The 20,663-nt window shown below is 51.3% G+C and carries 18 protein-coding genes; 6 read left to right on the forward strand and 12 right to left on the reverse strand.

What is annotated here, in order from left to right; genetic code table 11:
* Positions 1–5: 5 nt before the first annotated feature.
* The 4 genes from ABKW30_RS08760 to ABKW30_RS08775 all read left to right on the forward strand — a co-directional run bounded on the left by ABKW30_RS08760 (position 6) and on the right by ABKW30_RS08775 (position 5,747).
* The gene (locus ABKW30_RS08760) at positions 6–1,250 is read left to right on the forward strand and encodes a glycosyltransferase family 4 protein (protein ID WP_348598389.1); all 1,245 of its coding nucleotides are present in this window, start codon (positions 6–8) and stop codon (positions 1,248–1,250) included.
* Positions 1,247–2,377 (forward strand): glycosyltransferase, encoded by a 1,131-nt coding sequence (locus tag ABKW30_RS08765; protein ID WP_348598391.1) that lies wholly within the window; start codon positions 1,247–1,249, stop codon positions 2,375–2,377. Before ABKW30_RS08760 ends, ABKW30_RS08765 begins: the two co-directional genes overlap by 4 nt.
* Before the next feature lie 158 nt (positions 2,378–2,535).
* Positions 2,536–5,250, forward strand: a complete 2,715-nt coding sequence (locus tag ABKW30_RS08770) for an ABC transporter ATP-binding protein (RefSeq protein ID WP_348598393.1) — start codon at positions 2,536–2,538, stop codon at positions 5,248–5,250.
* Between the two features lie 29 nt (positions 5,251–5,279).
* Positions 5,280–5,747 (forward strand): Crp/Fnr family transcriptional regulator, encoded by a 468-nt coding sequence (locus ABKW30_RS08775; RefSeq protein ID WP_348598395.1) that lies wholly within the window; start codon positions 5,280–5,282, stop codon positions 5,745–5,747.
* A 5-nt stretch (positions 5,748–5,752) separates the two neighbouring features.
* On the opposite strand, the gene ABKW30_RS08780 is transcribed toward ABKW30_RS08775, so the two are convergent.
* Positions 5,753–7,492, reverse strand: a complete 1,740-nt coding sequence (locus ABKW30_RS08780) for a metallophosphoesterase (protein ID WP_348598396.1) — start codon at positions 7,490–7,492, stop codon at positions 5,753–5,755.
* 202 nt (positions 7,493–7,694) lie between these two features.
* Between ABKW30_RS08780 and ABKW30_RS08785 the strand changes: the two genes are divergently transcribed.
* On the forward strand, positions 7,695–8,525 hold the full coding sequence (locus ABKW30_RS08785; protein WP_348598397.1) for an MBL fold metallo-hydrolase: 831 nt from the start codon (positions 7,695–7,697) through the stop codon (positions 8,523–8,525).
* Here ABKW30_RS08785 and ABKW30_RS08790 read toward each other — a convergent pair.
* Together ABKW30_RS08790 and ABKW30_RS08795 are read right to left on the reverse strand one after the other, a co-directional pair.
* Positions 8,522–9,274 carry a polysaccharide deacetylase family protein gene (locus ABKW30_RS08790; protein WP_348598399.1) on the reverse strand — a complete coding sequence of 251 codons (753 nt, stop codon included), beginning with the start codon at positions 9,272–9,274 and terminating at the stop codon, positions 8,522–8,524. The genes ABKW30_RS08785 and ABKW30_RS08790 overlap by 4 nt on opposite strands.
* The gene (locus tag ABKW30_RS08795; protein ID WP_348598401.1) at positions 9,271–10,365 is read right to left on the reverse strand and encodes a glycosyltransferase family 4 protein; all 1,095 of its coding nucleotides are present in this window, start codon (positions 10,363–10,365) and stop codon (positions 9,271–9,273) included. Before ABKW30_RS08795 ends, ABKW30_RS08790 begins: the two co-directional genes overlap by 4 nt.
* A gap of 165 nt (positions 10,366–10,530) precedes the next feature.
* Between ABKW30_RS08795 and ABKW30_RS08800 the strand changes: the two genes are divergently transcribed.
* Positions 10,531–12,225, forward strand: a complete 1,695-nt coding sequence (locus ABKW30_RS08800) for an adenylate/guanylate cyclase domain-containing protein (protein ID WP_348598402.1) — start codon at positions 10,531–10,533, stop codon at positions 12,223–12,225.
* 106 nt (positions 12,226–12,331) lie between these two features.
* Here the strand turns inward: ABKW30_RS08800 and ABKW30_RS08805 are convergent, their stop codons facing one another.
* From ABKW30_RS08805 to ureC, 9 genes are all read right to left on the reverse strand, one after another.
* Positions 12,332–12,814 (reverse strand): class I SAM-dependent methyltransferase, encoded by a 483-nt coding sequence (locus tag ABKW30_RS08805; RefSeq protein ID WP_348598404.1) that lies wholly within the window; start codon positions 12,812–12,814, stop codon positions 12,332–12,334.
* A 104-nt stretch (positions 12,815–12,918) separates the two neighbouring features.
* Positions 12,919–14,178 (reverse strand): plasmid replication protein RepC, encoded by a 1,260-nt coding sequence (gene repC / locus ABKW30_RS08810; RefSeq protein WP_348598406.1) that lies wholly within the window; start codon positions 14,176–14,178, stop codon positions 12,919–12,921.
* Between the two features lie 159 nt (positions 14,179–14,337).
* Entirely contained in the window at positions 14,338–15,342 is a 1,005-nt protein-coding gene (gene repB / locus ABKW30_RS08815) for a plasmid partitioning protein RepB (RefSeq protein ID WP_348598408.1), read from the reverse strand.
* A complete protein-coding gene (repA, locus tag ABKW30_RS08820; protein ID WP_348598410.1) occupies positions 15,339–16,562 on the reverse strand; it encodes a plasmid partitioning protein RepA in 1,224 nt (407 codons plus the stop codon). The genes repB and repA overlap by 4 nt, the downstream gene beginning before the upstream one ends.
* 122 nt (positions 16,563–16,684) lie before the next feature.
* Positions 16,685–17,302 (reverse strand): urease accessory protein UreG, encoded by a 618-nt coding sequence (gene ureG / locus ABKW30_RS08825; protein WP_348598412.1) that lies wholly within the window; start codon positions 17,300–17,302, stop codon positions 16,685–16,687.
* The gene (locus ABKW30_RS08830; protein WP_348598414.1) at positions 17,299–17,991 is read right to left on the reverse strand and encodes an urease accessory protein UreF; all 693 of its coding nucleotides are present in this window, start codon (positions 17,989–17,991) and stop codon (positions 17,299–17,301) included. The genes ureG and ABKW30_RS08830 overlap by 4 nt, the downstream gene beginning before the upstream one ends.
* Positions 17,954–18,433: an urease accessory protein UreE gene (locus ABKW30_RS08835; protein WP_348598416.1), complete on the reverse strand. Its 480-nt coding sequence runs from the start codon at positions 18,431–18,433 to the stop codon at positions 17,954–17,956. The genes ABKW30_RS08830 and ABKW30_RS08835 overlap by 38 nt, the downstream gene beginning before the upstream one ends.
* Entirely contained in the window at positions 18,430–18,939 is a 510-nt protein-coding gene (locus ABKW30_RS08840; protein ID WP_348598418.1) for a DinB family protein, read from the reverse strand. The genes ABKW30_RS08835 and ABKW30_RS08840 overlap by 4 nt, the downstream gene beginning before the upstream one ends.
* A gap of 10 nt (positions 18,940–18,949) precedes the next feature.
* A complete protein-coding gene (ureC, locus tag ABKW30_RS08845; protein ID WP_348598420.1) occupies positions 18,950–20,662 on the reverse strand; it encodes an urease subunit alpha in 1,713 nt (570 codons plus the stop codon).
* Between the last annotated feature and the right edge of the window lies 1 nt (position 20,663).

Genomic DNA, 20,663 nt, shown 5'->3' on the forward strand with positions numbered 1-20,663 from the left:
CATAGTTGCCTGTACGCCGCAAAACATTGGTAGTCCTGAAGGGCTATCCACGCCTCTCAGAAACTTTCATCGCGCAGGAATTGCTCGGACTTGAACGTGCGGGTTTTGACCTGACCCTCATTTCCATGCGCAAGCCTACCGACAAAAAACGCCATCCGATCCACGATGAGATCAAGGCTCGGGTCGTCTATTTGCCGGAATATTTGCATGACGAGCCACTTCGCGTCTTGCGCGGTCTCGTTGGCAGTTGGAAACGTCCGGGATTCCGGTCCTTGCTTCGTCAATTCTGGTCTGACCTTTTACGTGACAGAACCCGCAATCGATTTCGCCGGTTTGGACAGGCATTGGTTCTAGCGAACGAATGGCCCGATGCCGGGGAATGGTTGCATGCACACTTTATCCACACGCCTGCATCAGTGACCGCCTATACCAGCATTCTGACCGGCGTTCCGTGGACCTGCTCTGCGCACGCCAAGGACATCTGGACATCTCCGGATTGGGAACTGACTGAGAAACTCGGAAAGGCGCGGTGGAGCGTTACCTGTACACGCTCCGGTTTTGACCACATGCGCCAATTGACCAACCGGAAAGACCGGGTACATCTGAGTTACCATGGCCTGGACCTGACGCGGTTCGGACATTTTGGCCAACGACGATCTGATCGTGACGGCAAAGATAAATCCGATCCCGTACAGATATTGAGCGTCGGGCGCGCCGTGCCAAAGAAGGGTTACGATGTTCTATTGAAAGCTCTCGCGCAGTTATCATCGGATATCAACTGGCGTTTCACCCATATCGGTGGCGGCGATGAGTTGGCCACTCTGAAACCCCTTGCTGAGTCACTCGGCATTGCTGATCGTATAGTCTGGAAGGGTGCGCTTGCTCAGGAAGATGTACTCAACCATTACCGACAATCAGACATTTTTGCATTGGCATGCCGTGTCGCAGCTGACGGTGACCGCGATGGATTGCCCAATGTACTTGTTGAGGCATCCAGTCAAAACCTCCTTTGTATCTCGACCAATATTTCAGGAATTCCGGAGCTATTGACCGGTGGTGAAAATGGTCTGGTCGTGCCGCCCGAAGACCCCCGCCTTATGGCCGTTGCCCTTGAACGGGCCATTCGCGAGCCTGATCTCAGGCACCGTCTTGGTCTGACTGCTGAACGCCGCGTCCGGGAGCATTTTGATCACAACTCAAGCATACGGCAGCTCACGCGGCTGTTTGAAGATGAGTGGCAAAGGCCATGAGATCGCCCCGCGTTTTCTTTTACGTCCAGCATTTGCTTGGAATAGGACATCTCGCGAGGGCGAGTCATATTGCGCGAGCGCTCGTTGACGACGGTTTTGATGTGACCATGATCACGGGAGGTTCAAGCGTATCCGGCTTTCCTGATCCGGAAGTGAGACAGATTGCATTGCCTCCCTTGTTGGCGGGAAGTGCAGCCTTTAGCGGGCTAGTCGACGGTAATTCGGAACCTGCCAGCGAAAGTTACCTTACCAATCGACGCAAACTTCTGCTTGATGCCTTCAATGAAACAAAACCGGATATCGTTATCATTGAGGCGTTCCCATTCGGCCGAAGGCAAATGCGTTTTGAGCTTTTACCTCTGCTGGAAGCGGTTGAAAAGGCAACTCCCAAGCCAAAGCTGGTGACCTCGGTCCGCGATATCCTGCAAGAGCGGACGAAGCCGGGGCGGGATGAAGAAACTGTTGCGCTGATTAAATCACATTTCGACCATGTGCTGGTTCATGGCGACCCCGGTTTTGTAACTTTGCCTGATACTTTTCCGTTGGCAAAATCGATTGCGGACAAGATCATTTATACTGGGCTCGTAACCGGGCCCACGCCTGCTCCCTCCACTGATAGTTTTGATATTGTTGTCTCGGCGGGTGGTGGCGCTGTCGGCTATGATCTCCTCCAATCGGCGTATCGTTCCGCTACGCAATCAAACTTCAAGGGCAGTTGGTGCCTTATCACCGGCCCCAACCTTCCTCAGTCTGATTTTACTGACCTGTCTGCTGATGCCCCAGACAATGTTACTGTTATACGGTTTCGGCAGGACTTTCCCGGCTTGCTTCGCAGTGCCCGCCTCTCAATTTCACAATCCGGGTACAATACGGTTTGCGATATACTTCGAGCGCAGTGCCGCTCCATACTCATTCCCTTCACGGCGGGCGGTGAAACCGAACAGAGTGTTCGTGCAACGCGGCTCGAAGCCCTCGGTCTGGCCATTACATTGCCGGAAAATGGCTTGAGCAGCGATCGTCTTACAAGCGCCATTAAATCTGCTTTCGAAGCGGCTCCTCCTCCAAAACACAACTTGGACTTGAACGGTGCTCAGCAAACGGCTGCATTGCTGCGACAGATGCTCTAAACAGGCGGCTTTAAGAATACGCACCGATGGCGCCATGTTATATAGCTTCATTGGGCTTGATGATGTAAGTTCAGGTGATTCAACCAACAAGGTCGCCCTCAACGCTACGCCTGTTTCACTATATAAATTACTGCTGAAGTCACAGCCCACGGTTGTTCATGGAAAAAAGTTTAGGTCGATACATCTGGTCGAATACACGACTGCAGCAGATATGGATTCTGATTGTTGTAGCCGTTTCGATGGTCCCATATTTCTTATCGTTCGATCTGCCAAAGCAGATTGTTAACGGACCTATACAGGGAACGGGTTTCGAATCCCCCGGCGCCACGCAGACGTTCATGCGTATCCGGTTCAATATTCCTTATCTTGGTGAGGTAACGTTCTTCAACGGCCTTGAGCTGACACGCTTCGAGATGCTTATGGCTCTCAGCCTTGTTTTCTTGGTGCTCGTTATCATAAACGGACTCTTTAAACTCTATATCAATACGTACAAGGGCCGTCTCGGCGAACGAATGCTGCGACGCATCCGTTTCGAGCTGATTGATCGCGTGCTCCGTTTTCCCCCGTCGCAGTTCAAGCGGGTAAAATCTGCTGAAATTGCGACCATGATCAAAGACGAAGTGGAGCCTATGGGCGGCTTCACAGGCGATGCTTTTGTCCAGCCTGCCTTGCTTGGCGGTCAAGCGCTTACGGCTCTCGTTTTCATAATCATGCAGAATTTCTGGCTGGGCATGATTGCCGCCGGGATTGTGGCCATACAAGGTGTTGTTATCCCGCGCATGCGCAAGCGGCTGCTTGAACTTGGACGGCAGCGACAGCTTACAGCGCGCGAATTGTCGGGGCGTGTTGGCGAGATCGTGGATGGTATTGGCACCATCCACGGCAATGATACCTCGAACTACGAACGCGCTGACATTGCCTCACGATTGGGACTTATCTTTTCGATCCGATATGACCTTTATCAATGGAAGTTTCTCGTCAAATTCATCAATAACTTCCTCGCGCAAGTCACGCCATTCCTGTTCTATTCCATTGGTGGTGTTCTTGCTCTGCAAGGACGGCTCGACATTGGACAGCTGGTTGCCGTGATCAATGCGTACAAAGATCTGCCCGGTCCGTTGAAAGAACTGATCGATTGGGATCAGGCGCGTCAGGATGTGCAGGTTAAATATGCGCAGGTTGTCGAACAGTTCAACGTTGACAGGTTGGTGGACCCCAAGATCCAAGCACTTGCGCCCGCTCCAGCAACCCGCCTTGAGCACTCGTTGCATGCAGTCAATCTAACCGTATCGGATGATAGTGGCGCGCCGCTGCTCAACCATATTTCGCTGGAGATAAAGCCATCTGAAACCGTCGCGATTGTCGGCAATAGTAGTAGCGGCGCTGAAGCGCTGGCAGAAGCTTTTGCTCGTCTGGTATGGCCGGACCAAGGACGTATTACGATTGACGGAGCAGACCTGCTTGAGCTTCCGGAATCGGTAACAGGCCGCCGGATTGCCTATGCTGCATCTGACACATATTTCTTCCATGGAACGCTGCGTGACAATCTTCTTTACGGGCTTAAACATGCCCCTCTGACTAAAGTAGAGTATGAGGGAAAGCAGGCAATCAAGTATAAATGGAACTTGAATGAGGCGCGTCGCGCCGGTAACCCGGAACTTGATCTCAATAGCGATTGGGTAGACTACGCCTCAGCCGGTGTAACTGGTCCCGAAGATCTCTTCAAAGTCGTTCGTCCTGTTCTCGATGCTGTGATGATCTCGCAGGATATTCAGGATATGGCACTGCGTTCGTTGGTCAATACCACAAACCACAGTGATCTTACCGACAGGATCGTGGAGCTTCGCGAGGCTCTTCGCAAGCGGCTGAAGAAGGAAGACCTCGAAGATCTCGTCGTTCCATTCAAGCTCAAAGAATACAATCCGCAAGCGACTATCGGCGAGAACCTGCTGTTCGGGACAATGAAACGCCCGATGATGACCAACCGGAAACTGGCAGCTCATCCTTATTTCCGATCGGTTTTGCGGGAGAAAGACCTCTATATCGATCTTTACTCGATGGGTTTGGAAATTGCATCAAACGCTGTCGAACTCTTTGAAGACCTGCCGCCAGACCATCCGTTCTTTCAGCAGCTCACATTCATGACTGCTGACGATATCCCCGCTTATCAGGTTCTTTTGCAAAAGCTGCAAGGCCGTGGAATTGAAGCAGCATCGCCGGAGGAGCGTTCAAACATCATCCGGTTGAGCTTCTCCTATATTGAGCCAAGGCATCGTTTTGGTCTGCTCAATGACGAACTCATGGCAAAGATCGTAGACGCGCGTGCTCGTTTTCATCAAAACCTGCCTGACGATCTCAAGGAAGTCATCGAACGGTACGACCCGAAAAAGTTTATCTCGTCCGCAACACTATTGGATAATGTTCTTTTTGGCAGAATCGGGTTCGCCCAAGCTGACGGCTCCGACAAGCTTCGGGATATCATGCGTGATATCTTCAACAAGCTTGATCTCTTCGAAAGCGTGCTTTCCATTGGCCTTGATTTCGACGTGGGCGCGGGTGGCAAGCGTCTGACAAATGTTCAACGTCAAAAGTTAAACGTCGCACGGGCATTGCTCAAGCGATCTGACTATCTGATTTTCAACCGCCCCTTCCCCGCACTCGACCAACGCATTCAGGACAGAATTACTCGCAACATCATGGAAAACCTTCATGAAGAAGGTCATTCACCATCGATAATTTGGGTAATTTCCAATACCAGCCTCGCCAAATTGTTCGACAGAGTCGTAGTATTTGACAATGGGGCTCTGGTAGAAGACGGAACACATGCTACTCTTCTGCAGAAAAACGGTGTATTTAAACAACTGGCTTCATAAATCCAATGATGCCACAGGGGATGCTACCTATGCTGCTCAAAGACGAAGTGGAAATGTTGCGACGGGTGCCATTGTTTTCGGGAGTCGCTCCCGCAAAGCTAAAGCTGCTCGCATTCACTTCGGAACGCGTGAGCTACAAGTCCGGGCAAGTACTGTTCCATCAAGGTGACCCCGCCGATGCAGCCTATGTAATATTATCCGGTGGGGCGGATATTCTCGCTGACAGCCCTAGCGGGGAAATCAAGGTTGCCGAAATTGAACACGATTCAATCGTTGGAGAAATTGCAATCCTGTGTGACGTTTCTCGTACTGCTACAGTTAAGGCGAATTCACCACTTGAGGCCCTGCGCATAAGCAAAGACCATTTTATCAAGCTCTTGAGCGATTACCCGGAAATGACAATCGAAATCATGCGCGTTCTTGCCGACCGCTTGAGTCACACGACAACCGAACTCAGCGAAGCCCGCAGTAAGCAAAAACAGCACGCTGCAAAGTAAATCTATCAGTTTTGCTGACCCGTCAACTTACCTGTTTCAAGAGAAACCGTGAAATTACGAGACGGTAAACCAGCCATATACGAAGCCATCATTCGAAAAATGGTGGCGAATATCTGTCTGGCTTCACCCGCCCCACTCGCCGGTGCAACCGCATAGGCGTCGATCAACAGGCGATACATTGCCAGCCTGTCAGGCGATATCCAATCCATCGCCATCTCACTGCCCATTCGCAAGCGATACCAGTCACCAAGCAAATCCAGAGCTGAAATGGAATCCAACGCCTCCAAGTTGGCATTCATCGCATTCGCATGTTCTGTTTTCGTCGTCAGAACGACGTCTTCGATCGTTAGGGTTTTCTCGGAACGTGCCAATCGAAACAGATCCCCAAGATTCAGCAGTTTAACTGCTTGCACGAGATTTGCCGGCCATTCACGCTTGAGGTATCGATGCACGAGCAGTTGATCCACATGCCCGGAAAGGAACTCGCCATAGTTTCTGGCGTCCAGCATGGAGCCAACATGCTTCTTTGTCACTGCAATCTCTGTTCGGTACTGCCTGTTGATCTCAGCATCTATCGGGAGATAGTCCAGCGATATGGTCGCAACATCCAATCGTTCATTCTCGATTGTCAGAATCTTGAACGCCGGAGGAAACGCTACAAGTGACGGCACCCCGATATTGGTCAGCGTCCCGTCGTCATTTGTAGTGCTGGCCGTATCATTGACATGCAAGTGGCCACTGAAATGTACTGATATGCCAGCTTTTATCACTGCAGCCGCAACGTTCACGGAAGGTGTTCGCGCAACGGAACTCGTATTACCAAGCAAAGCCTGCTCATCTGTGGTCGTCCCATCCATCATGTCGATCATAGGATAATGGGAAAAAGTGAGAAGCGTCTTACCCTCAAGCTTCGCTCTCGCAGAAACGTCTTTCATCCACTCCAGAATGAACGGCTTGTGGACAAGCATGGCATTCCAGCCAGCATTTGTACTATCGATAAATGCTGCTGAACTGTCCCGCGGAACATCGCCATTGCGAGGCTCAAATACGTTGGCATCTATCATGAGCAACCAAAGGTTTGGGACTGGCTCAACCAGATAGGATGCATCCATCAGTTGGTACTCATTAAGGCCATCCGCAGAACAAACCGTATAAAGGCGAGATTCCGCCTCGCTGTTCGTTCCAAACGGTGTTTCCCAATAGATCGCATCCGTCCTTGAAAAGAACCCAAGGTCTGGAAGCACACCCAAACCTTCGGGATAGCCCAGACAGTACATTTTATCGGTAAAGACCATCGCTTCAGCGTCTTCGTCGACAAACTCACTGTCACTTGCCACGGTGGTATAGGTACCGTCTGCGTTCAGGAAACGTTTTGCATGATGACGCCCAGATGGGCCCACAATATCGTGATTTCCTGTCGTTCCAATAAAAACCAATCCATGATCGCAGCTATATCTGTCAAGAAGCTGCTTCAGCGCCGAAAGCGTGCTGATTTGGCCGTCATCTGAATAATCACCAAGCAGGACTACAAGTTTAATATCGCGTGCAACGACATCATCGAGAGCACCTCTCAGCGCGTAATAGCTCTCGTTGAATACCCGGGTAGAGCGAAGCGTATCTGTCAATCTCCGGGCAACCATACGACCACCGTCAACTTCCACACCCTCGAAATCGTAGTCACCATAAAGATCGTGAAAATGAGCGTCTGCAATAACGGCAATACGGGGAAACTTCGAAGAAGACATGACTCAGCCGTTCTGGTGATACTAATCTACTCGTACTGGTTAATTGTCATAAACCTTAAAAAGCAAGTTGCTATTTCCTACATATCAACAGAAGCGAATTTTTAATGCGTAGCTTGCCAATAAAAAGGAATACAAGCCTCGCATAACCGTCGCAGTTTGACTACGATATCCCCAAAATGGGGAACCAGGTGTAAAGAGCATAATGAACGACCAAGTATTTCGGGTGAAATTCTGGGGAACTCGAGGCAGTGTTTCGGTTTCCGGACCAGAATTCATACGGTATGGCGGAAATACCGCCTGCATCGAGGTTCAGTGTGGAAGCCGACGGCTGATTTTTGATACTGGCTCTGGGGTACGGCAGGCAGGTGAGGCTTTGTCACGGGAAGGCGTTGAGCAACTCGATATTATTTATACTCATTGTCACTACGATCATATTATCGGCCTACCTTATTTTACACCTCTTTATAACCCGATGATGAATGTACGCCTTTGGTCAGGCCATCTGGCCGGGCAGATGACAACTGGCCAAATGGTGAAGCAGTTTATGCGCCCGCCCTGGTTTCCAATAGAATCAGATATTTGCCAGGCCTGCCTCAACTTTCAGGATTTCCGAACTGGAGATATTCTCACCCCGTTTGAGAACGTAGTGATCCGTACGGATAAACTCAATCATCCAGGTGGATGCGTCGGCTACAGGATTGAATGGGCAGGGCGCGTTCTTGCGTTGATTTTCGACACAGAACATGTCAGCGGTGAATTGGATCCCGCCGTTCTCGGCCTCATCAAAGATGCAGACCTCGTTGTCTATGATTGCACCTATACCGAAGACGAGATGCCAAGGCGTTTTGGTTACGGTCACTCGACATGGCAACACGGAGTCAAGCTAGCCGAGGCTGCAAAAATTGGTAAGCTGGCTTTGTTCCATCATGCTCCCTCGCGGACAGACGATGAGATCGATGAGTTTGAGCGGCTTGCGAAAATGCGTTTCGAGGGAACATTCGCTGCACGCGATTTTCAGGTTATAGACCTTTAGATCAGCTCCCGGGCGGATACCCATCGGCATCCTCCCGTTTCAGCCGTGATCTCGAAAAGTGTTTGTAAAAATATCCATGCAGATTCGTCATGCACAAGATGATGAGCGAGAACGCCAATTGTGCTGTCTTCGCCATCAAAACGATTGCGCATCTCCCCAACTATTTCGTTCACCAGCTCGCCATGAACGCGGCAGCCACGCGTACCGTGCCAATCCATCAAATCGATATGAGTATTTACGACAGGAATATGAGTGGTCTGATTATTTTTTGGCGCTCCAAATACTGAAAGTGCGGCGAATCCCAAACTATTCAAGTGCGGCAGTAGCGCAATGTCGATGCGATTCCATGGCGGTACAAGTATAGGCAAGACCTGCTTGGGAAATAACTCCCGTGCCCGCTCCCATCCTTGGGCAAGCTCGGCAAGCACTGTTTTTAGCGCACGATGCGCCCCGAGTTCCTGCTTCTTTTCGCCAGTCCTGGCATGATTTACGTGCGACCAGCCATGAACGGCAACCCTGGTTAGGCGCTCTGATTTCAACCTTCCGGCCAGAGGCATACCAGTCAACGAAGGTATCACAGCCAACAACGCTGGAACCTCATACTTATTGCTCAGCGCCAGTAATCGCTCTAAAGCATCGGTAGGCTCTACGGCATCGTCATCGCGGAGCCAAAACCGTATACTGCGATTGGCATTGATCCAGCGGGATAACTCGTCGCGTAAAGGCTGCCAAACAACATTCTCAGTCATTGATCTTGCCTCGCAAATGGTTTCAGCAACAAGTCCAGCCGCTGCGATGCCAGTTCAAGTGAGCGCTCCTCCAGAACAAACTGCCTTGCGGCGAGCCCCATTTCGCTGCGTTGATCTTCGTTCACGCACAATTGTTCTATTGCTCTACTGAAGGTGGCCACATCGTTTACTGGAGTAAGAATTCCGGTTATGCCATTCCTTACGACCTCAGGGACACCAGCCACTGCCTGCGCAACAACAGGTAGCCCTGCTGCCTGCGCTTCCAGATAAGCAATTCCATAAGCTTCGCCAAACCCCGGCCAGACATAAAGTCCCGAATTGTAAAGTATGCTCACAACCTCTTGAGACTCCTTTTGCCCGACCCATTCAATACGATCTTTCTCGATACGGGTAAAACACTCTTGCACTGCTGCCATGTCGGGACCGTCACCCACCACTTTCAATTTCCATGGAACGTGGTTCAAGAGAGCAAGCGACGCCGCAAGCATCTTATAACTTTCCATTTTGTCTCCCGGTCTCATCATTGCGACCGTCACCAACTGGTGAGAATCTTGCTGAACAGGTTCGGTCGCAAAGGCGGCAGTATCGATAAATGGAGGTAGTCTCTGCAGGCGATCCTTGGGAACAATGTGCTGAAGTCCAAGCTCATCCCTCCCCGTGAAACAGATATTTAATGCGGCCTGTCCAACACCTTGGACAACGAGTGTTTGCTGGTTACGCCAACCTCCTTCGTCGCGACGCTTTGAATATGATGCCTCACACGTGATGTATGGGAGGTCGAACATTCTTGCCAAATTGGGTCCAAGCAAGTCCGGCGCTTTGTAATAAGGGTGGTAAGTAAACCAAAGATCAGGGGTATACCCGGTTTGCCAGTGCTGGATGAGACGCTTTCGTTCCTGCTCGGCACTGGTATAAATCACCGTTTGAGCGACTTGATCGAGTACTTTTGCAAAGCTTCTGAGTTCAGAAACGAGTTCTACCTTGTGCCCGGCATTTTCCAATGCCCGGATCAAAAGCCGTGCCATCTCGCGATCACCGGACGGTACAGGATGACATGGGGATTTCAACGGTGCGTAAAAAGCAATGTGCATTGCGAAGCAGTACAGTCTTCTCGGCAAAACGGAAAGATATCTAACAAATGTGTGATCGTCAGAGCTTTTTTCGTACCTTTTTGGTGGGTAAAGCGAGCGTATTGTCCACTCGCCAAATCACACTGGTTCAATTAAGTTAACCCAATAGAAATTGCTCCGGATTTCATGACAGCATTTGTTGCTAGTAACGTCAGTTCTGAACGGTCATTGCGCAGGCTACGCTTGATCTCAGGTCTGATCATGCTTGTTTTCGTCATGCTCCATTTGGCCAATCATTCGTTGAATCTCATATCACTTAAAGCAGCGGAAGAAGGCCGGCACTGGTTTCTTGCCATTTGGCGAAATCCTGTCGGTACGGTCCTTTTCTATGGGGCCGCAATCGTGCATGTGGCGCTTATTATAAGATCACTTTATCTCCGCCGGACACTGGTCATGCCATTGCGCGAAGCCAGCCAGATCATACTTGGATTATTGATTCCCATCCTTCTGATCGAGCATATCATTGGTACGCGTATCCGATACGAAATCGCGGGACTTAATGACACGTATGAGTTTGTTATCAGAAGTCTATGGGTAGAGTCACCCGGCAGTGCTATCAGGCAAACACTGGCACTCCTCGTCGTGTGGGCGCACGGATGCATCGGCATACATTTCTGGTTACGATATCGTGATTGGTATTCTCGGGCAGCTCCATTCTTCCTGACTTTAGCTATTCTCCTGCCAGTCCTCAGCCTTCTCGGTTTCGCTTATACCGGACGTATACTTGCAAGTGAGCCTATCCAGTCCAGCTATGGAAGTGGCATCGCCCACGGAAACACCTTCATCAGCGCAGAGGCGTTGCAACAGTTAGCCGTTGTAAAGTTCATGCTCTATGGAGTCTTCGCCACCAGTCTTCTAAGTGTGGTTACTCTTCGCATGTTGCGGAGTTGGCGCGAACGTTCAAATCAGATCGAGATTCGATATCCTGAAGGTCAGGTTGTTCGCGTGCCGCGAGGTTTCAGCGTGCTTGAAGCAAGCCGAATTGGCGGCGTTCCTCACTACGCTGTGTGTGGTGGCAAAGGACGCTGCTCCACTTGCCGCGTCCAGATAATCGAGGGCGCAGACACTCTCGTGAAGCCTGATACTACGGAGCAGGCAACGTTGAACCGGATCAACGCCGATCCGGATGTACGGCTCGCCTGTCAGCTGCGCCCGTTAAACAACATCAGTATTGTACCTTTGCTTGTCCCAACATTGGAAGGCAACCTGCCGGCCAATAGCCAACAGGTCAATCCCGGGCGCGAACAGGAGATCGTCATCCTTTTTTGCGACATTCGCAACTTCACCGCTCTGACCGAGGCGCAATTGCCCTATGACGTTGTATTCCTCCTCAACCGTTATTTTGCCATTGTGGGCCAAGCCGTCGAACGGGCAGGCGGACGCTTGGACAAGTTTATCGGCGATGGCGCGATGGCCTTGTTTGGGTTGCAAGGATCACCAGAAGATGGGTGCCGGCAAGCGCTCAGGGCCTCCGCAATGATCGTGAGTGAAATAGACCGGCTGAGCCAAGAGCTTGCAACTGACTTGGCAATGCCTTTACGAGTAGCAATAGGTGTGCACTCCGGACCAGCAATTGTAGGAGCCATGGGTTATGGCAGAGTAAAAAGCCTTACGGCAATAGGTGACACAGTGAATGTTGCAAGCCGTCTTGAAACGATTGCCAAAGAACTTGATGTAGTGCTCGTGGTTTCAGAACCGACCATCATGAAGGCTGGCTCTGAAACCAAGCACCTTGAGAGCCGAGAAATAGCTATCCGAGGCAGGGCTGAGCCACTTAGAATCTATGTTGTTACTCAGGAAATGAGCGCCCACTTCACATGAAAGTAAATGGGCAGGCAGTTTCAATAGATGAAAATATGGTGTTGTCTCACGTTTCTTTATACGCGGTACGGAGCTGCCACTCGATGAAGCCCAATTCGATATTCCGTTATTCGACCCGGCGATATAAAAAGTAGCGGCCGGGTTTCACGCTTGCCGGAAGCGGCAACTGCTCCAGCAAGGGATGATTGAGTTCGAGACCACTGGCCACAATACCGTGCGGGGCTAACAGCGCAGCTGCAAGGTCCGGCAGCCACGTCAATGTCACGGCATCTTTTTCATCGTACCCGGTGCCGATGTCAGCATGAACAAGGGCAGCATTTATACCGAGAAATCTCTGGGTTGTATCGCGAATTTCACCAATGACGAGATTCTCCGGGTGTGGTGTAGAGCTTTTATACGAGCCTACGGCGCGATCAAAAGCAATAATCCGCCGCTCTGGAAATCGCTCGCGAAGATGATCATATGTGCGGCCGTTACCAAGCCCGAGCTCGATTACTGGTCCCTCCAATTCCTTCACACTGTCACAAATATGATCGAGAATATCGCGCTGTGCCATCATCCGGCGAATAAAACTGTCAAGCCTGCTCATAAATATTCTACTGCCTGTAAATCACTGCAAGCGTGGCATAACACGCAGATGCCAGATGCGTCGATCATCAATCGGTCACAAAAGAGTGCGCTATACTCCATAGCTTAACCCGCCTCGGCATCATGTTTGATCTGGTTAGACTTGAGTAGTGACATCAGCAAGGGGCCGGATGAAAATGAACCATCTCGAGCTTTATCGGTCAAAGCCCGCAAATATCCTCCAGGGCTCAAAATATTCTCACCTTTCTGAAGGATCGCGGAAACAACAATAGCCGCTTCGTTTAATCCAAAGACCTCTACAGCTTGGCTCCATGCGTCCGGGCTTACTCCAAGAGTTACGCGAACGAGATTTGCGGTCTGTACGAGATCCGGCCAACTGTCGATCCCGTCGAGCGCATAATCGATTATGTCCGGGCAAGCCTTCAAGACAAGTCCAAGCGGAAAAGCTTTGGGTGACTTTGGTGTATTTCTTGGCTGTCGCCGACTTACATCCTCAACAGGTTCACTGTTCCTGTCCAGATTAACGCTGACATTTGCCCCCTGGTTTTTTCTAAAGCCGGGTTCAAATTCAGTATAAGAGTCTGGGTTTTGATTCTGTATATGCCGTTCATTTTGAACGTCACTGGCGTTTGTTTTTGTCGAATTATTGTGTAATTGCAGCAACTTCTCTACGTCAGCACGTAAATCGTCCAAACTATCCGCCAAAGTCTCCAATCCAATGCGGTCGAAGCCCCTTAGAAGTGGTCGTGCCAACGGCATGAACCGCTCGCTGAGTGCAGCCCACGGACCATCAAGAGCTTGTTCTTCAGCAAAAATGATCATCTTTGCTATGTCGCGGCGATCAAGGCTGATGCGCTCCCGCAAGATGCGCTTCGACAAGTCTTCAGCACGGATATTTGCAGCAAGTTCTTCATACTCAGCGGCTTTAACAACCAACGGTATCAAGTCGAAACCGAATGCGGTCTTCAATTCCCCCTCTTGATCACGACGAACATAACGTTTCCCATTCGGACTATCGCGTCGAATGATCATTCCCGCTTCTACTAAAGAGCCCAGATGCCTGCGCAACGTAACCGGTGCCATACCGTGGCAACGAAGTGATAGTTCACGATTTGAGGGGAAAACGATCAGATTCGTCGTGCTGTCCAGTTCGTTCGGCTTATGAAAACTGAGCAGCGCATGCAACACCGCTAACGCTCGATCAGAGACGCCAAGCAGAGGTCTGGCTTCCGTAATCACCCGGAAGAGTTTCCATTTGTCGGCAACCTGTTCTCGTTCGCTCTTTCGGGCCTCCGTCTGCGCATCCAGCATGGCATACGACATCGGCCGCCGCCCAAAGGGCGTCGTCATCATTTCCCTATTCATTGCTTTCACCCTCAATCAGGCAAAAGAAATCTGCTCGCCGAAACGACGCTAAACGCTTGACAGTGATTCTCGGAAATGCGATTCTCAAGCTGCTTAGACTTTGAGAGGGCTTCCGGGACGTCGGTTTCGGGGGCCTTTTCTTTTGTGATCTCTCTCCAGTTAGAGTTTTCTAATACGCGGTTCACTCTTCTCGCCGCGAAGATATGCAGCGTAGATTTCGGGAAGGTGCGTTATCAGATAATGCCCGAACTCTGGTGTCAGGGCTTCATCAACGGTCACCTTGGTCTTGCCATTCGCCTGTTCAATCTGGGCGTAAGAAAGCCCTTCTTTGGATTTGAGCGGATAAACATACGGCCCGGATGGTCTGGGTGATAGGCTCTTGAGGATCAGCGCGAAACGGGCATCGCTATCGATCCGGAGCAACTTTTCCAGATCAACTCTTTCTCTCCATGGAATCTCATCCTCCTGCACCAACTGAGAGAGTTGTTCCCATCGTGGCCGGCCAACCTTTGGTGCAGGACCGATTACCTGAATCAAGTCTTCCGGCAGCGAATTGGCCACCGCAATCATTGTCGAAAGATTGCCCTTATGAACGGCCAGTGCAGCCATCAGCGCATTGCGCTCGATACCATGGGCCTCAAGCTTCGCCGCAAACAACGCCCGTTCAATGAATGAAAGATCCTTACGCTCCAGGTTCTCTTTACCTTGGGCGACGATCAAATCCTCATCGGAGAGATTGCGCACGATGGCTTTGACAGGCCTGCCAATCGCCCGGAGCGCTGCAAGCCTTCTGTGCCCGTAAGCTACCTGATAGCGGCGGTCATCGTTCGGATTCGGTCGCACGAGAATCGGAACCTGCTGGCCGTGTTCTTCGATGCTGACCTTAAAGTCACTGAAATCATCGGTATTTATATCGTCAAGCCGGTCACGGATGAACGACGCGTCAATAAGATCCGGCTCAATATGAACAATATGCTCTCCGGCGGCTATCTGCTCGCGCAAAGCCTGTGCTTCGTCGGCATCGTCCGAGAGGCTTTGTAGTGACAGTCCCATAGCTTTCAGAGAACCAGACTTTTGGGCAGGCTTGGCGTGCCTGTGTTCTGTATGTGACCCGTCATTGATTGGCGTCATCATGGCTTTGAGAGCGTCTCTTCGTTTGTTCATGGAGTCCTCCCCCACGCATCGCGTACAAGTTCTTCTATTTCGAGGTTCACCGCATCCAGTGCTTCAATTGCCCGATCATAGGTTGCACGTGTAAAATACTCCCGACCCACTTCATACAATGTCTGCTTTGTCAGACCAGCATCCGAGATCGCTGTCGATTTGAGCAAGGCGTTCGTTAAAACACGCTCTCCAAAAAGGCTTTTCAACAAGCCGACGATCTGTCCTTGCGGACCATCGCTAGGTTCGTATCGTGTCACCACATAGCGGAAGAAATCATAGTCGGCATCGCCGCCGGCCTGCTCAACGACATCGAGTAACCCTGCTGTCATGTGGAGAAATTGAGACATCGACGCCACGTCAAGCATTTGCGGATGAATGGTTACAAGCACGCTTCGCGCTGCACAGAGAGCTGACAACGTAAGAAAGCCGAGCGACGGTGGGCAATCCAAAACCACCACGTCGTACCGATCGTCTACCGTTGCCAGTGCATTGGCTATCCGGGAGAAGAAAAGCCTTTCCGTGCCCCGACGCTTCTCGGCAAGTATCCGCGGCGTATCGTGTTCGAATTCCTGTAGTTCCAGATTACCCGGAATAATATCCAGACCGGCGAAATAGGTCTTGCGAATGATATCTGTAAGCGGCCGCTGCTGATCGTCATAGCGGATCGCGCCATAAATCGTGTCGTTATCTTCGAGATCAAATTCCGGCTGAATGCCGAACAACGCAGACAAAGAAGCCTGCGGATCGAGATCGATAGCCAACGTGCGATATCCGCGCATTGCAAAATACTGTGCAACATGAGCGGCAGTCGTGGTTTTGCCTGAGCCACCTTTGAAATTGGTTACCGCGATGACTTGCATATGCTCATTGCCCTGACGCAAAGGCAGGTAGCTTTTCTTGGATTTAGCCAAATAACGCCGTATCTCATGAACTTGTTCGAGAGAATACAGTCTGCGGCCGCCGGAAGTTTTTTCCGCTTCCGGTCCCTCGCCGGCCAATGACAGATGCCTTATGTAAGCATCTGTGATACCAATTAAACGAGCAGCCTCACCAGAGGTAAACTTTCTCAATTCCTTTTCTGCCGTTGGTGGAAAGGCGCGTGAACGCAATTCCTGCAACTGCGCGCTGAGAAGGTCAGCGTCCGCCTCCACCAGCCGTGTCAGCGAACGAACCTTCTTGCCGGTACGGTGGCTCGGGTCTTTTTCAGTTGGAGACAACATACACGCTTTAAATCCAATTTATGAGATTAAAGCGTAAATTCACCTGAGTCTGGCTGAGTCGTCAAGCGATTTCAATTTTCGCCGCCACACATGGACTTTTACAAGGAACTCGACTGGCAAAATTACTGACGCAATCCTCCGGCATTCTCGATGAATGAGACAACTTCCTGAAGCCCATCGCGCCTTAGCATGTCAGTAAATACGAAAGGTTTTGCCCCGCGTTGACTTCTGGTATCACTGGCCATGATATCAAGATCAGCACCTACATAGGGAGCCAAATCTTTCTTATTCACGATTAACAGATCAGAGCGCGTAATACCCGGTCCACCCTTACGCGGTATTTTTTCCCCTTGGCAAACCGATATGACATAGAGCGTTAAATCCGCGAGGTCCGGCGAAAATGTAGCGGCAAGATTGTCTCCACCCGACTCTATGAATACGATATCCAGATCGGGGTGCAGTCTGTTCATTGCCGCAATCGCCTGCAAATTGATCGTCGCATCTTCGCGGATCGCAGTATGCGGACAACCACCCGTCTCGACACCCATGATCCGGTCTTCCGGCAGCGCCTGCAGTCTGTTCAGGATCAGCGCATCTTCCTTGGTGTAGATATCGTTGGTGACCACGGCCAGCGAATAGCGCTCGCGCATAGCTTTGCAGAGCATTTCGGTGACGGTTGTCTTGCCTGAACCAACAGGCCCGCCAATGCCAACCCGAAGTGGACCGTTCTTGGAAATCATGATCTGAAAACCCTGGAATATTGTGTTTCATGGCGCATCGCCATGATGTCTGAGATGATCGCACAGCTGCCAAGTTCATCAAGGGACGCCTCCGCAGCTCTCTCGGAACAGGACCGTATATCTGCTTCCATACTCGCCAGTATTGAGACGCCGTCGCGCTGTCCCAATGGCACAAGCCGAACAGCGCCTTGCACCAGATTGGAAATGAAAGCATGCAGAAAAGCGCAAAGGGCCGCCTCAAGCTCAATGCCATGAGCCCCGGCTATCGCACCCACAGCAACAGGACTGGCAATCTGGACAGGCAGTCTATCAAAAACCGGATTCGGCCAAGCTTGAGCTGCAGACAAGAAGGCCTCCCCTTGCAACATGGTTTCCATATGACGTTCGCGCGAACCAGCGAGTGCTTCGGCAAGGTCGGCAACATTTGAGAAGTCGGCTTTTGCTCTGGCAATGCGATGGCTCTCTGCAAAAAGCACTGCGTCGTTCCATCCCGAGCCCTCATGCAGAATATCGACAAGCCAATCTTCCAAGCTTTGCCTGTTGTGGATCAAACCCAATTGGATCGCCTGCTCAATACCGTGACTGTACGAGAATGCCCCTACCGGAAAAGCAGGAGAAAGCCAGGTCATCAAACGCAGCAAAGCCATATTTTCAATCATGGTGATGATGCGACCCGTGGGAATGATCATCGTGGCCATGACCACTGTGATAGGCACCACGCAGGGGTTGGAACGGAGCCATAATCTCACTCACCCTTGCGCCCAGTCCTTCCAGCATTGCTTTGATCACATGATCTTTAAGGATCAAGATTCTGGTCTCCTCCAACTGTGCAGGCAGATGACGATTTCCCAGATGCCAAGCCAGCTCTGTCAAATGCTGACGGCTTCGCGGCAGCACCTCGTAGAGAGCTTCTTCCGCCGCGATAATCTCCGCCAAACTTCCATCTTCAAGGACCAGCACATCTCCATGGCCGAAGAGGACAGGTTCGGGGAGGTCCACCAATATCTGCTCTCCTTGCTGCAGGGTTAAAACCTTGCGGCGCAAATGCCGTTCATCATGGGCGAGCACAATCCTGTCAAACGGAGTGCCATGGTAATGGCCGAAATGATCGTGCCCGATAACGCGCCTCATGCCCCAACCTCATTGAAGTCGTCATTCATGCGAAAGAAGAAATCCAGCGCCGGTGCACCGCCGGTAAGCTGGGACAAGAGTGTATGAGCTTGGCCACGATGGTGCGTCTGGTGATTGAAAATCTGGGTAAGGCAGCGATCAAGTGTAGATGCATAAGGCTTGCCATTCATCATGATCCAGTTGAAAGGCGCAACGATATCCGCTTCACTCATGCCTTCCACCACAGCGATGATGTGTTCATCAAAGACAACGCGGGCGGCCCGTAGCGCATCGTAGTCATCGTGCAAGATTACGTCGTATGACGGCAATGCGTAAAGATCACCCGTGAACCGGCCAAACCATAGTTTATCGACCGCCAGCAAATGGTTCAACGTGCCATGCATCGATTTGAAGTAGGCCCGACGATCCGCAAAATAATCTTCTCTGTCTAGCACGCCTGCTGCGTCATAAATCTGTTTGTTCGCCCATTGATTGTAACGGGCCAGTCTCAAGAAATGTTGCTTCATTTACTTGTACTCAAAATAGGAAGTAGCGCTGCGTCATCGGCAGAGTAGTTGCGGGTTCGCATGTAAGCAGCTCACCGTCAGCTCGAACTTCGTAAGTTTCCGGGTCGACCTCCACATGCGGAGTAGCCGCATTATGCACCATCGAGGCCTTGGAAATACCACCCCGCGTGTTCTCAACTGGAATTAGCTCCTTTTCGACTTCAAGACTTGCCCGAAGGCCGTTCTCGACGGCAGCCTTGCTCACAAAAGTCACAGAAGATGCGGTGACATTCTTGCCCAATGCACCAAACATGGGACGATAATGCACAGGCTGCGGCGTCGGGATCGAAGCGTTCGGATCGCCCATTGGTGCAGCAACAATAGAACCGCCGAGCAGCACAAGGTCTGGTTTGACGGCGAAGAATGCCGGGTTCCATAGAACAAGGTCGGCACGCTTACCGACTTCGATTGAACCGATATGTCGCGACACGCCCTGCGCAATTGCCGGATTGATCGTATATTTGGCGATGTAACGCTTCACGCGGAAATTATCGTTATCGCCCTGCTCCTGCGGCAGGCTTCCGCGCTGGCGCTTCATCTTGTCTGCCGTCTGCCAGGTTCGGATCAGGACTTCACCAACACGGCCCATAGCCTGACTGTCTGATGAGATAATCGAAAACGCACCGATGTCATGCAGGATATCCTCGGCAGCAATAGTCTCCTTGCGGATACGACTCTCTGCGAAAGCCACGTCTTCCGGAATGGATGGCGACAGGTGATGGCAGACCATAAGCATGTCCAAGTGCTCGGCGATGGTATTTCTCGTATAGGGTCGCGTGGGATTGGTGGAAGATGGGATAACGTTGGGCAATCCGCAAATCTTGATGATATCCGGCGCGTGTCCGCCGCCCGCGCCTTCGGTATGAAAGGCGTGAATAGTCCGCCCTTTGAACGCAGAAACCGTATCCTCGACAAACCCGCTTTCATTCAAAGTGTCGGTATGGATCATGACCTGCACGTCATATTGATCAGCCACAGTCAAACAATTGTCGATGGCTGCGGGAGTAGTCCCCCAATCTTCGTGCAGCTTCAGCGAGCAGGCACCTCCAAGGATCATTTCTTCCAGCGCTGCCGGACGCGACGCGTTACCTTTACCTGACAGCCCGATGTTCATCGGTATAGCGTCGAAGGAGCGGATCATTCGTCCGATATGCCATGGCCCCGGCGTGCACGTTGTAGCAAGCGTTCCGTGAGCTGGTCCTGTCCCCCCGCCAAACATGGTGGTTATCCCCGACATGAGAGCTTCATCGATCTGTTGAGGACAGATAAAATGGATGTGAGCGTCCATGCCGCCTGCCGTCAGTATTTTGCCTTCCCCCGCAATGACTTCGGTTCCCGGTCCGACGATCACCGTAACACCCGGTTGCGTATCCGGATTGCCGGCTTTGCCTATGCTGAAAATTCGTCCATCACGCAGGCCTATATCAGCCTTGAATATACCGGTTACGTCAACAACAAGCGCGTTGGTAATAACAGTGTCTACTGCACCCTCTGCGCGCGTAACCTGGCTCTGGCCCATGCCGTCACGAATGACTTTGCCACCACCAAATTTCACCTCTTCTCCATAGATGGTGAAATCCTTTTCTACCTCGATGAAAAGTTCTGTATCCGCTAAACGAACCTTGTCGCCAACAGTCGGGCCGAACATCTGGGCATAGGCAGAACGTTTGATTGTGGCTGGCATC

This window comes from Phyllobacterium sp. SB3 (genome assembly GCF_040009165.1).
Taxonomy (GTDB): domain Bacteria; phylum Pseudomonadota; class Alphaproteobacteria; order Rhizobiales; family Rhizobiaceae; genus Phyllobacterium.

What these genes read in the sequence shown, in the direction of transcription:
- ABKW30_RS08765 (WP_348598391.1), top strand. Translation starts at nt 1,247, where the DNA reads ATGAGATCGCCCCGCGTTTTCTTTTACGTCCAGCATTTGCTTGGAATA.
- ABKW30_RS08770 (WP_348598393.1), top strand. Translation starts at nt 2,536, where the DNA reads ATGGAAAAAAGTTTAGGTCGATACATCTGGTCGAATACACGACTGCAG.
- ABKW30_RS08775 (WP_348598395.1), top strand. Translation starts at nt 5,280, where the DNA reads ATGCTGCTCAAAGACGAAGTGGAAATGTTGCGACGGGTGCCATTGTTT.
- ABKW30_RS08780 (WP_348598396.1), bottom strand. Translation starts at nt 7,492, where the DNA reads ATGTCTTCTTCGAAGTTTCCCCGTATTGCCGTTATTGCAGACGCTCAT.
- ABKW30_RS08785 (WP_348598397.1), top strand. Translation starts at nt 7,695, where the DNA reads ATGAACGACCAAGTATTTCGGGTGAAATTCTGGGGAACTCGAGGCAGT.
- ABKW30_RS08790 (WP_348598399.1), bottom strand. Translation starts at nt 9,274, where the DNA reads ATGACTGAGAATGTTGTTTGGCAGCCTTTACGCGACGAGTTATCCCGC.
- ABKW30_RS08795 (WP_348598401.1), bottom strand. Translation starts at nt 10,365, where the DNA reads ATGCACATTGCTTTTTACGCACCGTTGAAATCCCCATGTCATCCTGTA.
- ABKW30_RS08800 (WP_348598402.1), top strand. Translation starts at nt 10,531, where the DNA reads ATGACAGCATTTGTTGCTAGTAACGTCAGTTCTGAACGGTCATTGCGC.
- ABKW30_RS08805 (WP_348598404.1), bottom strand. Translation starts at nt 12,814, where the DNA reads ATGAGCAGGCTTGACAGTTTTATTCGCCGGATGATGGCACAGCGCGAT.
- repC (WP_348598406.1), bottom strand. Translation starts at nt 14,178, where the DNA reads ATGAATAGGGAAATGATGACGACGCCCTTTGGGCGGCGGCCGATGTCG.
- repB (WP_348598408.1), bottom strand. Translation starts at nt 15,342, where the DNA reads ATGAACAAACGAAGAGACGCTCTCAAAGCCATGATGACGCCAATCAAT.
- repA (WP_348598410.1), bottom strand. Translation starts at nt 16,562, where the DNA reads ATGTTGTCTCCAACTGAAAAAGACCCGAGCCACCGTACCGGCAAGAAG.
- ureG (WP_348598412.1), bottom strand. Translation starts at nt 17,302, where the DNA reads ATGATTTCCAAGAACGGTCCACTTCGGGTTGGCATTGGCGGGCCTGTT.
- ABKW30_RS08830 (WP_348598414.1), bottom strand. Translation starts at nt 17,991, where the DNA reads ATGATCATTCCCACGGGTCGCATCATCACCATGATTGAAAATATGGCT.
- ABKW30_RS08835 (WP_348598416.1), bottom strand. Translation starts at nt 18,433, where the DNA reads ATGAGGCGCGTTATCGGGCACGATCATTTCGGCCATTACCATGGCACT.
- ABKW30_RS08840 (WP_348598418.1), bottom strand. Translation starts at nt 18,939, where the DNA reads ATGAAGCAACATTTCTTGAGACTGGCCCGTTACAATCAATGGGCGAAC.
- ureC (WP_348598420.1), bottom strand. Translation starts at nt 20,662, where the DNA reads ATGCCAGCCACAATCAAACGTTCTGCCTATGCCCAGATGTTCGGCCCG.